The sequence below is a fragment of the Myxococcus sp. AB056 genome, assembly GCF_006547365.1.
Taxonomy (GTDB): domain Bacteria; phylum Myxococcota; class Myxococcia; order Myxococcales; family Myxococcaceae; genus Myxococcus; species Myxococcus virescens.
Genome location: NZ_VHLB01000156.1, coordinates 1 through 12,414, shown reverse-complemented (window position 1 = coordinate 12,414; position 12,414 = coordinate 1). Strand labels below are relative to the sequence as shown.

Annotated in this window: 13 protein-coding genes; 7 read left to right on the top strand and 6 right to left on the bottom strand. The window is 69.8% G+C overall.

Going from position 1 to position 12,414, the window contains the following annotated elements:
• The 5 genes from FMP39_RS36060 to FMP39_RS36040 all read left to right on the top strand — a co-directional run.
• A partial coding sequence (locus FMP39_RS36060) for a sensor histidine kinase (RefSeq protein ID WP_368667091.1) occupies window positions 1-1,379 on the top strand: 1,379 nt, incomplete at its 5' end.
• The gene (locus FMP39_RS36055; protein ID WP_140786870.1) at window positions 1,376-2,143 is read left to right on the top strand and encodes a response regulator; all 768 of its coding nucleotides are present in this window, start codon (window positions 1,376-1,378) and stop codon (window positions 2,141-2,143) included. The genes FMP39_RS36060 and FMP39_RS36055, both read left to right, overlap by 4 nt.
• A 3-nt stretch (window positions 2,144-2,146) precedes the next feature.
• The gene (locus FMP39_RS36050; protein WP_090486560.1) at window positions 2,147-2,875 is read left to right on the top strand and encodes a HAMP domain-containing sensor histidine kinase; all 729 of its coding nucleotides are present in this window, start codon (window positions 2,147-2,149) and stop codon (window positions 2,873-2,875) included.
• Complete coding sequence (locus tag FMP39_RS36045; RefSeq protein WP_013936365.1) at window positions 2,875-3,255, top strand: response regulator; 381 nt, start codon at window positions 2,875-2,877, stop codon at window positions 3,253-3,255. Before FMP39_RS36050 ends, FMP39_RS36045 begins: the two co-directional genes overlap by 1 nt.
• A 15-nt stretch (window positions 3,256-3,270) precedes the next feature.
• Complete coding sequence (locus tag FMP39_RS36040) at window positions 3,271-4,674, top strand: aminopeptidase P family protein (protein WP_141594489.1); 1,404 nt, start codon at window positions 3,271-3,273, stop codon at window positions 4,672-4,674.
• Here FMP39_RS36040 and FMP39_RS36035 read toward each other — a convergent pair.
• Window positions 4,637-5,218 carry a carboxypeptidase-like regulatory domain-containing protein gene (locus FMP39_RS36035; RefSeq protein ID WP_228558625.1) on the bottom strand — a complete coding sequence of 194 codons (582 nt, stop codon included), beginning with the start codon at window positions 5,216-5,218 and terminating at the stop codon, window positions 4,637-4,639. The genes FMP39_RS36040 and FMP39_RS36035 overlap by 38 nt on opposite strands.
• A 135-nt stretch (window positions 5,219-5,353) precedes the next feature.
• Window positions 5,354-5,785 (bottom strand): nuclear transport factor 2 family protein, encoded by a 432-nt coding sequence (locus FMP39_RS36030; protein ID WP_141594487.1) that lies wholly within the window; start codon window positions 5,783-5,785, stop codon window positions 5,354-5,356.
• Window positions 5,786-6,106: 321 nt separating this feature from the next.
• Here FMP39_RS36030 and FMP39_RS36025 point away from each other — a divergent pair, with 321 nt between their 5' ends.
• Both FMP39_RS36025 and FMP39_RS37640 read left to right on the top strand, forming a co-directional pair.
• A complete protein-coding gene (locus FMP39_RS36025) occupies window positions 6,107-7,642 on the top strand; it encodes an AgmX/PglI C-terminal domain-containing protein (RefSeq protein ID WP_141594486.1) in 1,536 nt (511 codons plus the stop codon).
• A gap of 39 nt (window positions 7,643-7,681) precedes the next feature.
• On the top strand, window positions 7,682-8,014 hold the full coding sequence (locus tag FMP39_RS37640; protein WP_141594485.1) for a hypothetical protein: 333 nt from the start codon (window positions 7,682-7,684) through the stop codon (window positions 8,012-8,014).
• Here FMP39_RS37640 and pdxA read toward each other — a convergent pair.
• From pdxA to FMP39_RS36005, 4 genes are all read right to left on the bottom strand, one after another.
• On the bottom strand, window positions 7,920-8,960 hold the full coding sequence (pdxA, locus tag FMP39_RS36020) for a 4-hydroxythreonine-4-phosphate dehydrogenase PdxA (RefSeq protein ID WP_141594484.1): 1,041 nt from the start codon (window positions 8,958-8,960) through the stop codon (window positions 7,920-7,922). The genes FMP39_RS37640 and pdxA overlap by 95 nt on opposite strands.
• Window positions 8,961-8,965: 5 nt before the next feature.
• Window positions 8,966-9,934 (bottom strand): peptidylprolyl isomerase, encoded by a 969-nt coding sequence (locus FMP39_RS36015; RefSeq protein WP_194858713.1) that lies wholly within the window; start codon window positions 9,932-9,934, stop codon window positions 8,966-8,968.
• Between the two features lie 64 nt (window positions 9,935-9,998).
• Window positions 9,999-10,997, bottom strand: a complete 999-nt coding sequence (locus FMP39_RS36010) for a peptidyl-prolyl cis-trans isomerase (protein ID WP_194858712.1) — start codon at window positions 10,995-10,997, stop codon at window positions 9,999-10,001.
• A 106-nt stretch (window positions 10,998-11,103) separates the two neighbouring features.
• The gene (locus tag FMP39_RS36005; protein ID WP_141594481.1) at window positions 11,104-12,123 is read right to left on the bottom strand and encodes an alpha/beta fold hydrolase; all 1,020 of its coding nucleotides are present in this window, start codon (window positions 12,121-12,123) and stop codon (window positions 11,104-11,106) included.
• Window positions 12,124-12,414: the final 291 nt, after the last annotated feature.

The following is a 12,414-nucleotide window of genomic DNA, read 5'->3' as shown; positions in this document are numbered from 1 at the left end:
CGCCCAGCCCGCCCATGGCGCTCAAGGAGCGCGCCGCGCGGCTGTTCCGCGAGCACCTGTCCGCGGTGCGGGTCCGCACGGACCGGCTCTTCGCGGGGCTGATGCTGGGCCAGTGGGCGGTGGGCATCGTCATCGCGCTGTTCGGTCCACGGGGCAGCGGCGCGCAGCTCCAGGCGGCCGTGCTGGTGGGGACGCTGCTCAGCGCCTTCCCGATGGTGATGGCCCGCTGGCGTCCGGGCTCCATGCCCACGCGTCACGTGGTGGCCGTATGCCAGGCGCTCTGGTCCTCGCTGCTCATCTACCTGACGGACGGCCGGGTGGAGACGCACTTCCACATCTTCGGCTCGCTGGCCTTCCTGGCGCTGTACCGCGACCCGTGGGTGCTGCTCACCGCAAGCATCACCACCGTCGTGGACCACGTGATGCGCGGCACCCTGTGGTCACACTCGCTCTACGGCGGGCTTCCGCCGGAGCTGTGGCGGTTCGTGGAGCACGCCTTCTGGGTGGCCTTCATCGACGTGGTGCTGGTGTATTCGTGCCGGGGCATGTTGCGCGAGCTGCGCGAGGTGGCGGTGCGCCGGGCGGAGCTGGAGCTGGCCCGCGAACGGGAGCACGCGAAGGCGCGCGAGCTGGACCGCGCCCTGCGCGAGCTCAGCGGCTTCCAGGAGCACCTCATCCGCGTGGAGAAGCTGGCCGCGGTGGGACAGCTGGCCGCCAGCGTGGGGCACGAGCTTCGAAACCCGCTGGCCGCCGTGCGCAACTCCCACGCCTATCTCTCCCGGAAGCTCACGAGGGACCCAGCAGGGGCCGCGGATGACCCACGGGTCCCCCAGTTCCTGGGGCTGATGGAGCGCGAGCTGAACGCCTGCGCGAAAATCATCTCCGACCTGCTCGACTTCGCTCGCGAGCGTCCGCCCGCGCTCCAGCCGTGTCCGCTGCGTCCGTTGGTGGACGAGGCCATTGGCGTGGTGCCGCAGCGGGAAGGTGTGCGAATCGTCAATGACGTGCCGGAGTCGTTGCCGGTGCCGCACCTGGACAAGGAGCAGTTCCGTCAGGTCCTGGTGAATCTGGTGCAGAACGCGGTGGAGGCGATGCCCGTGGGGCGCAATGGAGTGGTTTCAGTCGTAGCGGAAGGTGGAGACACGAGTCCCTGGCGCATCCGGGTCATGGATGACGGCGCGGGGATTCCCCCGGAGGTGTTGCCCAAGATTTTCGAACCGCTCTTCACCACGAAGACGCGTGGCACCGGCTTGGGACTGGCCATTGTCGCCAACATGGTGCAACGTCATGGCGGCACAATCTCTGTGCGCAGCGAAGCGGAGCGGGGTAGTGAGTTCCTCATCGAGCTCCCCGCGGCAGCGGCGGCCCAGGCCGCATGATGGAGGACGTCGCAGTGGCCCCCGCGCGCATCCTGCTGGTCGACGACGAGGAGTCGCTTCGCATCACCTTGGCCGCGAACCTGGAGCTGGAGGGCCACACGGTCCTCGAGGCGGCCAATGGTGAGGAGGCCTTGCGCCTCCTGGAGAAGCAATCCGTGGACGTGGTGCTCACGGACATCCGCATGCCCGGCCTGCACGGCGTGGAGCTCTTGCGCCGCATCAAGCAGGAGCGCCCCGACATGCCGGTGGTGCTGATGACGGCCTTCACGGCGGAAGAGCTGGTGGATGACGCGCTCGCCGAGGGCGCTTTCACCGTGCTGCCCAAGCCCTTCGACGTGACGCACGCGCTGGACACGGTGCTGCGCGCGGCGGCGGCGCCGCAGGTCCTGGTGGTGGACGACACCGAACAGGTGGCGCGCGGCATGGTGCGCGCCCTGAGCACGGTGGGGCTGCGCGCGCGCGCCGTGTACAGCGGCGAGGAGGCGTTGTCCTCGTTGCGTTCGGGGGAATACGACGTCTGCGTGCTGGACCTGGTGATGCCGGAGATGAGCGGGCCGGAGCTGGTGTCCAAGGTGCGCGCGGCGAACCTGTCCGTCGCCATCATCGCGGTGTCCGGCCACGTGGTGCCGGAGATGCTCCGCAGGGTGGCGGCGCAGGGCGCGGTGGTGTGTATGACCAAGCCGGTACCGTTGCGTGAGCTGGTGCAGGCGATTGCAAGGGTGCGAGGCCGGCCTCAACAAGGGCTGCAAGGCGCGAGGATTTGACCCATGGCAGGCAGAGACCTCCAGGCGCGTGAGCGGGCGGCGGTGGCGGATGTGGTGGCCTCCACCCTGCGGCACGACCTGCGCAACAAGCTGGCCAGCATCCGCAACGCCTCGTTCTACTTGATGCGGCAGGTGAAGAAGACGGACCTCTGGAGCGCGGACCCGCGCGTGGAGACCTTCTTCCAGCTCATCGAAAAAGAGCTGACGTCCGCGGAGGACGTGCTCTCCAAGCGCGCGCCGCCGCCCACCGGTGGCACGCGTCCCCGGTGCAGCGCCCGCGATGGCGTGGAGCACGCGCTCGCCGAGGCCCAGGTGCCGCCGTCGGTGGAGGTGGTGCGCGACCTGAAGGAGCAGGGCGGCGTCCCGCTGGAGGTGGAGGACCTGGCGCTGCTGGTGCGCTGCCTCGTGGACAACGCGCTGGAGGCCATGCCGCGCGGCGGGACGCTCACGGTGCGCACGCGGGACGCCGAAAGCGGCGTGTGCCTGCGTGTGGAGGACACCGGAGAGGGCCTGGCGGCGGAGGCGTACTCGCGCGCCCTGGAGCCCTTCTTCACCACGCGGCCCCACCATGCCGGGCTGGGGCTGAGCATCGTCCACCGGACGGCCGTGCGGCATGGCTGGCAACTGGACCTGGGCGCTGGCCCCTCTGGGGGCACCTACGTGGAAATCCAATTCACGGGCCCGGAGGCGGGGGCCCATGACCGGAATGACGTGACTCGGGGGAGCAAGTGATGGAGACGAACTGGACGTTCGGGCGTTGCCTGCTGCTCGTGGAAGACGACCCTTCCAACCGGATGACGCTGTCCGCGCTTTTGGAGGATGCGGGCTTCGCGGTCGTCACCGCTGGCTCCTATTCGGAGGCCGCGGGATTATTGAACCGGCCTCGCGCGTATGACGCCGTGCTGTTGGACCAGAGCCTGGGTGACGGCTTTGGGACGGGGCTGATTCCGCTGGTGCGCCACCACATGCCGAAGACCAAGGTCGTCTTCGTCACCGGTCATGACGGGAAAATCGACATGCCGGTGGACGCCGTCTTCCGCAAGGGCGGCCACTTCGACGACCTGCTGGCCTTCCTTTTCAAGCTGTTGCCCCAGCGCCCGCTGGGTGCCTGAACGCGAGGTTCCAGAATGCTGCTCCCTTCCGTTTCCGAGCGCTCCGCTCTCACCCGACGGCGGGAGCAGCTAGCGAAAGCCCTTGGGGGCGCAGCCGCGCTGCTGGCGTCGAGCCGCCCCCGCCCGCGCAACTACGCCGCCGACCAGTTCCCGTTTCGGGCGTCGAGCCACTTCCTCTACCTCTTCGGGCTCGCGGCGCCGGACGGCGTGGGCCTGTATGACGGCCAGGGCTGGACGCTGTACCTGCCCGAGCCCGGTCCCGACGACGCGCTGTGGGACGGCGCGGTGCCCGGCTTCGCTGAAATCGCGGAGCGGACGGGCTGCACCGTGCGCTCGCGCGCCGAGCTGCCCGCGGCGCTGAAGGGCCGCGACGTGGCGACGCTGCCCACGCCGGACCTGGAGACGTGCCTGGACGTGGCCGCGCTGCTGGGCCGCGAGGTGCGTCCCGGTCACCTGGCGGCGGTGGATGTGCCGCTGGCGGACGCGATGATTGCGCTGCGGCTTCGCCACGACGACGCCGCGCAGGCGCAGCTGCGTCAGGCCGCGGAAGTCACAGTGCTGGCTCATCTGGCGGGCATGCGCGCCACGCGGCCGGGCATCCTGGAGGCCGCGGTGCGCGCCGCGATGGAGGCGGAGTTCGTCTCGCGCGACATGCGGCCGGCGTATCAGCCCATCGTCACCGTGCACGGCGAGGTGCTGCACAACCTGCGCTATGACCACACGCTGCGCGAGGGCGACCTGCTGCTGGCGGACGTGGGTGGTGAGAGCCCCGCCGGCTTCGCCTGTGACGTGACGCGCACGTGGCCGGTGACGGGCCGCTTCAGCACGACGCAGCGCGAGCTGTACGACGTCGTGCTGCGTATGCAGAAGGCCAGCATCGACGCAGTCCAGCCGGGGACGCGCTACCGCGACGTGCACCTGGCCGCGCACCGGGAGATGGCGCGAGGCCTGGTGGCGCTGGGCATCCTCCGTGGGGACCCGGAGGAGCTGGTGGTGGACGGCGTCACCGCGCTCTTCTTCCCGCACGGCGTGGGCCACCTGCTGGGGCTGGACGTGCATGACATGGAGGACCTGGGGGACCGGGCGGGCTATGCGCCGGGCCGCACGCGCTCGCCGGAGTTCGGTCACCGCTCGCTGCGGTTGGACCGGGATTTGGAGCCCGGCATGGCGGTGACAATTGAGCCCGGCATGTACCAGGTGCCCGCCATCCTGTCGGACGCGCGGCTCATGGCGCGCGCGAAGGACAGGCTCCAGCGCGACGTACTGGCGCGCTACGCGGACGTACGCGGCATCCGCATCGAGGACGACGTGCTCGTCACTTCGGATGGCAACGAGGTGCTCACCGCCGCCATCCCCAAGGAGGCTTCGGACATCGAGGCCGTCATGACCAGCTCTGCCCGTCCAGCTCCGGGAAGGTGACCTGGCACTGGCCGGGATTCACGCCGTCCACGCGCGCGTAGCCATTCTTGTTGAGGGTGCCTTCGCGCGTGCTCCCATCCGGGAGCGTCACCAGGTAGCGCGCGTGGGGGATGGGGTTGCCCTCCTCGTCCTTCAGCTCGATGGCCAGCCACGTCTGTTCCTCGACGGGGGCTTCCTCGGACGTCAGCGGCGGTGGTTCCGGCCAGGGCGTGGGCAGCAGCACCGGCCGCGCGATGGGGAGCGCCACCAGCTCCCCATGCACGAAGGCCTCGGTGAGCCGCTGCTGAAGGCGCTGCTCGTACCGGCCGCGCTCCAGGCCGGACAGCCCCAGCGGGCGGCTGCCTCCGAGCGCTTCGTACATCGCATACAGCGTGTGCGCGGCGGAGGTGGCCAGCCAGCGCTTCAAGGCGGAGCTGACGAACACGTCGGGTACCGGTGCCTGCGAGTGCTTCAGCCGCTCCAGGTCGACGGACGGTACGATGAGCCAGTCTTCCCCCTGGGCCGGCAGGCGCCACCGGCGCTCACCGTGCAAGAGCTGCATCATGACGGCCTCCCTGCCTCGGAGTGTATCAGGATGCGCGCTCCGCGTAGGAGGCGCTGCGATGTGGGGTGCGCGGCGCCTGACGCCGCGCATCGGGGTGTGGGTTGCGGAACGTCCTCGTGGGACGGAGGGGCCGGGTTACTGCTGCTGCGGTGCGCCTTCGGGCGCCTGCTGAGCCTCGGTGGACGCTGCCGGGCTGCTGTGCGCGAACACCATGAGCCACTTCCCGTCGCGGCGCTGCCACACGTCGGTGAAGTACACGGCGTCGGTGACTTCGCTGCCGTCCGTCATGCGCAGTTGCGAGCGCTGGATGCCGGCGAGTACGCCCGTGTCACCGAAGACGTGAGACTTCATTTTTTCGGCTTCGATGGACGTGATGTCACCGGGGATTTCGGCGATGCCCACGATGAACGCGTCACGGTTCATCTCCGCGCCGTCCGCGCCGCGATAGATGAAGTCCTCGGTCGTGAGCGACTTGATGGCCTCCAGGTCCTTCGTCTGGATGGCGCGCATGACGCGGCCTTCGAGCTCCGTCAGCGTGCGGAGGTCGTCGGTGGAAGTCGTGCTCATGGGTGACTGACTCCGGGTGGAAACATGGCCGCACGCAGAGGCGGCCAGCGGGGTGGATGCAGGAGTGCTCGATACATGCGTTGTCGTGAGTACAGCGCGCATGCACGCGTGCGGAATGAATTTCCAGAGCGCGAAGTTGCGGGGCCGCGTGCGCCATCCGCCGTGAGTTGACCCGGTGAAGCAGTGGACAGGCGCGGTGCCTCCAGGGGGCACAGCGTTCTAGGACGAACAGTGGGGGGTGGCGCGACGAGGACCGGTTCCTACGTTGCACGCCCAGTCGAAGTCAGGGCCGGTGAGTGCAGCGCGGGCGAGGGAGGGCGTGTGGACGAGCTTCTTTCCGGAGCTGAAGGGCAGTTCCGTACTCAGGGCAAAGGCACTCCAGGTGCGTTGGAGCCGCGCGGCACGGTGAGCGTGAGCGAGGCGCTCGAGGGAGACCTCGACGCGTATCTCGACCGTGAGCTTCTCGAGGCGTGTGAAGACGACGCGGCCGTGGAAGACCCTGCGCCCGTGACGGATGTTTCCGCGAGCATGCGCGCGTTGCTCGCACTCGCGGAGGAGGAGACGGAGTGGCTGGAGCGCCTGCCGTCGTCCACCTCGCACATGCTGGACGTGTTGCCCGAGCCCACGGTGGAGATTCCCGAGTGGATGCGCACTTCGCCTGGAGCGAAGAAGGTGACGTCCCTGGGCGCCTTGTTGCCGCCGCGTGCGGAGAATGTGCTGGCGCGTGCGCCGGATGCGCCCATGTGGGGTGATGCGCCGCCGCATGCGCACCTGGAATCCGCGCGGTGGCGCGGTGCGAGTGTGAGCGAGACAGGCCGTGCCCTGGGACTTCGCCCTGGGGAGTTGATGGGCGCGGCGGCCGTGGGCGCGCTGGCGGCGGGCCTGATGCTGGTCGCGGGACTCTACGTGCGTGGTGACTTCACGGGGACGCAGGTGAGCGCCGATGAGGCCATCCGGCGCACGGCGAACGGCGCTGTCCTTGGCACGAGCGGTGACGCCCGGGCGGGCCTGTCCTCGGCTGGCGCTGGCGCCGCGATGTCCGGGCACGCCATTGGAGCGAGCACGTCCACACAGGCCGTCGTGAGCGGTTCATCGCCGGACGCGGCGCTCGCTGCCGCGTCGTCCGTGGCTGTCTCCAGCACGCAGCCGGGCATGGGTTCGACGCTTCTTCAGGACGCGGCGAACGGACTGCGCGCCTCCGGGCCTGCCTCGGGGCCGGCGCGAAACCCGGGCACGCCCGTGGCGGAGTCGCTCGCGGTGGTGAGCCCCGCGCCCATCCAGCGCAAGGCCCCCGCGAAGCCAGACGAGGCGGCGGCCCTGCCGCCCGCGCCCGTCGAGCTCGACTTCGGAGACACGGGGGCGGAAGGCGGCGCGTCCCAGGACGCCATCGCGACTTCACCGGGTGATGTCGCCGTGGAGGCCGTGGAGGAGGACACGTCGGAGAAGGGGCCGTACGCGGACCTCGATGAGGCCTTCGCGCGCGAGCTGGGCTTCACGGAAGACGCCGAGCTCTCGAAGGCGGAGGAGCCCGCGCGCACCGTCTACGTGCCGCCGGCGGTGGACGTGAAGGAGCACCTCACGCCGGAGGACGTGAAGCAGGTGGTGCTGACGAACCAGCCCGCCATCACCGCGTGCCTGCGCTCACACGCGCAGGGCACGCCAATGGAGGCCGGTGGCCGCTTCATGGTGCAGTGGTCGGTGCTCCCCAGCGGTGAGACGCTCAACGTGTCCATGGACACCGCTGCGCTGCGCGCCACGCCGCTGTCGCGCTGCATCGAGGACGTGGTGCGCCGCTGGAAGTTCCCGGTGCATCAGGTGCGGATGCAGGAGCCCATCCGCTTCCCCTTCATCTTCTGAGGCGCGCGCGGACCACTGGCTTCTATGCTTCCATCTGGAATGCCAGCGACCGAGCCGCCGGAGCCCACGGAGTTGCACGTCTGCCACCGCTGCCTCGTGCGGTTGGAGGCCAGCGCCGGTGGCGTGGACCTGCCACGCCGGCTGCGGGAGGCCCTGGCGGGACGGGGCCTCGCCGAGCGGACGCGGGTGATGGCGTCAGGCTGCCTGGGGGAGTGTCCCCGGGGCCTCGTGAGCGTGCTGGTGGTCCCGGACAGTGGCTCCGGGGCGCACGTTCAGCTCATCGACCCGGCGAAGGACGGAGCGGACCTGGCCGAGCACGTCGGCCGGTTGCCGGGTGTGCAAGACGGGCCCCCGCGAGCTGGGCGGCCTTGAGCAGCGCTTCCACCATGGGCACGCAGCTCGCTTCACCCTTGCCGGCGATGGCGTAGGCCGTGCCGTGGTCGGGAGACGTGCGCGGCACGGGCAGGCCCAGCGTCACGTTCACCGTGCGCTCGAAGTCCAGCGCCTTGGCCGGGATGAGTCCCTGGTCGTGGTACATGGCCAGCACCGCGTCGTAGCGCGCGCCCACCGCGTCGGGCTTCGCGAAGAGCCCGTCCGCGGGGATGGGCCCGTGCGCGTCCACCCGGGCCGCGCGGGCCTTGCGGATGGCGGGGCCAATCACCTCCACCTCTTCGCGTCCCAGGAGCCCACCTTCGCCCGCGTGTGGGTTGAGCCCCAGCACGGCGATGCGCGGCTTGTGGCCCACCACCGGCTCCAGGCTGCGCGACAGCAGCTTGAGCTGCGCGGTCAGTCCGTCCACGGTGAGCAGGCGCGGCAGGTCCGCCAGGGGAACGTGGTTGGTGGCGAGCGCCACGCGTACGCGAGGCCCATCCATCAACATCATCACGTCCACGCCGAAGGCCTCCGCCAGCACTTCGGTGTGACCCATGAAGGGGATGCCCGCGCGGGAAATCTGCTCCTTCGACACGGGCGCGGTGCACAGCGCGTCCACGTGTCCGGCCCGCATCGCGTCGATGGCCGCCGTCACGAAGGCGTACTGCGCGCGGCCACCCTCGCGCGAGGGCTTTCCGGGCACGCGGTCCTTCTCCGCGAGTCGCGTCACCTCCACCACGGTGGGGCCTTCCACGCGGCCCAGGGCGGAGGGCTCCACGCGGGAATAGCGGCGGAAGGCGGGGAAGCGCGCCAGCGTGGGCCCGTCCCCGAAGATGACGGGGACGAGCACCTTGCGCACGGAGGACTTCGTCAGGGCCGCAGCCGTCACCTCCGGCCCGATGCCCGACACGTCCCCCAGGGAGATTCCGACGAGCGGAAGGCCCACGGCGGTTACAGCTTCACGTCGACGTTGGCCTTCTGCCGCAGTTCCTGCACGTACTGGTCGAGGAACTTCTCCGTCTTCTCCTGGAGCAGCTTGCCCTCCAGCTTGGAGCGCATCTCCTCGTAGGACGCGGCGGCCACCGTGCGGCGCTCCTCCACCTTCAGCACGTGCCAGCCGAAGTTGGTGCGCACCGGCTCACTGACGCCGCCCTCGGGGAGGCCGAACGCGGCCTTCTCGAAGGCTGGAACCATGACGCCCCGCTTGAACCAGCCCAGGTCACCGCCGTCCGCGGCGCTGGGGCCTTCGCTGCGGGCGCGGGCCAGCGAGGCGAAGTCCATGCCCGGCCGGCGCGCTTCCGTGGCGATGGCCTCCGCCCGCTTCTTGGCGGCCTCCACCTGCTCCGCCGTGGCCTTGGCGTCCACCTGCACCAGGATGTGGCGCGCGTGGACCTCCGAGTCACCGCTCTCCATGCGCGTGTACTGCGTGTACGCGGCCTTGAGGTCCTCCTCGGTGATCTTCACCTGGGGGCCCACCTTCATGCGCAGCAGGCGGTCACGCAGGATGCGCTTGCGCATCATGTCCCGGTAGGTGGCCATGGTGAGGCCTTCGCCCAGCAGGAGCTGCTCGAACTGCGCGGGGTCGGTGATGTTGTTCTGCTGGCGCACGTCCGCCACCAGCTCATCCACCTCCGCCTCGGTGGCGGTGATGCCCAGCTGCGCGATTTCGGACTCCATCAGCTTCTCGCCGATGAGGGTGTCCAGGGCCGTCTTCATCAACTGCAGCCGCTGCTCGCCGCGCTTGCGTGGGTCCGGGTCGTTGACGCGGGCCATCTCCGGCGCCGCGCGCTGCTGCACCTCGGACAGCGCGATGATGTCGCGGTTCACCACCGCGGCCACCTTGTCCACCAGCTCCGCGTGCGCCGCCCCGCTGCTCCCCAGGAGCGCCACCGCCGCGATTGCCGCCACCAGCTTCTTCATTCCCGCCATCCTTCCGTACCACCCCGGGCGCGTCCAACCGCCGCCCCGGTCTTCGATTTCGTCGTCACTCCGCCGTCGCCTGCTGAGGCGCCGGACGCCCGCGGATGGCCTGCAACGTGGCCTCGTTCACCTGGACCTGCGCCTTCTGCCGCAGCTCCTGTTCGAACGTCTCCTGCGCCTGCGACCGCTTCTGCTCCAGCAGCTTGGCCTCCACCAGCGAACGGACCTCCACGAACTCCCGCTTGCGCGCCGGCTTGCGCTCCAGCACGCGGAACAGGTGGAAGCCGTACTCGGTGGACACCACGTCCGAAACCTGCCCCACCCCCAGCTTGAATACCACCTCGTCGAAGGCGGGCGGCATCTGCCCCCGGGGGAAGAACCCCAGGTCGCCCCCCACCTTGGCGTCCGCGCTGAGCGAATACCTGCGCGCCAGGTCCGCGAACTTCTTGCCGGACTTGAGCTGGGTTTGCAGGCGCCGTGCCTCGTCCAGGCCCTTCACCACGATTTGCGCGGCGTGGACCTGCTCGGGCTCGTGGAAGTCCTTCTCGTGCGCGCCGTACCAGGCCCGCAGTTCTTCTTCCGTCACCGCCACGCGCGAATAGACGTGGCTGGCGAACAGCTTCTCGATGGTCAGCCGGCTTGCTTCCCGCGAGCGCAGCTCCGCCATGGAGAGCTGCCCCTGGGCCAGGACCTCGTTGAAGTTGCCCGCCGGATAGTCCCCGGACAGCCGCAGCACCCCCCGGTCCACCTCTTCCGGGGTGACGGTGATGTTGTGCTTGCGAGCCTCCTGAAGCAGCAGCATCCGGTGGATGTACGTGTCGAGGAGCGCGCGCTTGAAGGGCTCCACGTCCTCCAAGGTGCGCTGGGACATGTCCGTCAGCGCCAGCTCGCGCCACAGCTCCTGTTCGAAGTCCGTCCGGCTGAGCACCTCGCCGTTGACGCTGGCGACCACCAGGGCCTCCGGCGTCTCCATCACGGGCTTGGTGCAGGCGGGCATGCCCACCCCCGCGGCCAGGGCGATGGCGAGTGGGACCAGGAAGGCGCGGGTGGGAGAAAAGCGCATGCGCGGGGCCTCGTGAGGGGGAGGGCTCCAGATTGGCAAGCCGTCAGTCATGGCGCGAGGCCCGTTCCGGTAGCACGCCGGGCAGGGCCGGACAACCTCACCGGGCCTACGGCTGCGTCGCGTGTGCGGAGAGGAACGCCTCCACCAGGGGGAAGATTTCGTCCGGGGCCCGGCGGCCCAGGACCAGGTCCGCGTGCCCGTAGTCCGCCCCGAAGCCGTGGGCCTTGCCGGCGACCAGGACCTTCACCGGCCCGCCCAGGTACTCCTTGGCGCGCGCCACCGCCATGGGGGGGGCCAGCAGGTCCTTGCTGCCCGCCAGCAGCAGGAAGGGGATGGTCACCCGGGACAGGGACTCGCGGTAGTCGAACTCGCCGTTGTAGGACGTGAAGCGGTTGGTGGTGATCCACCGCGCGAACTGGCGCCCCACGCCGCCGGCGATGTCGGCGGGCACGTTGGCCAGCGCGCGCCGCACCACCTCCGTCTCCATGTTCTCCGCCAGCATCATGTAGCGGCTCATGGGCCCCGGCGGCGCGCCGAACAGGGCGATGCTGGTGACGCGGCTGGTGGGGATGACCCGCAGCTTCAGCACCGGCTCCACCTTCTGGATGAAGGTGCGCAGGCCCGGCTGCACCGCGAAGGTGAAGGGACTGCCCAGGGCGACGGCCGCCCGCACGGGCGCCTGCGGCGTCTTCGCCAGGTGGGCATAGAGCATCAGCCCGCCCTTCGAATGACCAACCCAGAGCACTTCCTTCGCACCTGTGGACAGGACGGTACGCACCGCCGTGCGCACGTCATGCTCGGCCTGGTCATCGAAGTTGAAATCCGGGCAGTCGCCCGCCAGCCCCCGGCCTCGCAGCTCCAGCACCCACGTCTCGAAGCCGGACCGGGCCAGGTAGCGGGCCAGGCTGTACTGCTCGTCGAAGTCCATGTGGAAGCGGTTGGCCCCCAACCCGTGGCAGAGGATGACGGGCTGGGCGAAGCGCTTCTCGCCTCGGGCGTGGTAGCGGCCCAGGGCAATGGAGGCCCCGTCGTCCGTGGGCACCCGGTACAGCTCGTCCGGGCGGAAGGTGAGCGTCAGCAGCCCCTCCTTCCCGCGCACCATCGTTCGCGAAAAGAGGTCCGCCATCCGACCCAACCGTGCCACCTGTCGACGAGTCACGTCGCCAGTCTAAGCCGGACCGCGGGGCCATGCCGTGTTCATTGGTGAGCAAGCACCCGCCCGGCAGGACTGTTGCAGGGAGATGTAGGCAACGACTCGAAGGAGGTGGCAATGCGGCGGAAACAGGCTTGGAAGGAAATGTGGTCCTCCCTTTTCGCCACCGTTTTTCCCACGGATACCCTTTTGGCGGCCCTTCGGAAGATGGAGCGGCACCAGGTGCGGTTGTTGGGCGTGGTGGGGGAAGGGGGAGGGTTGTTG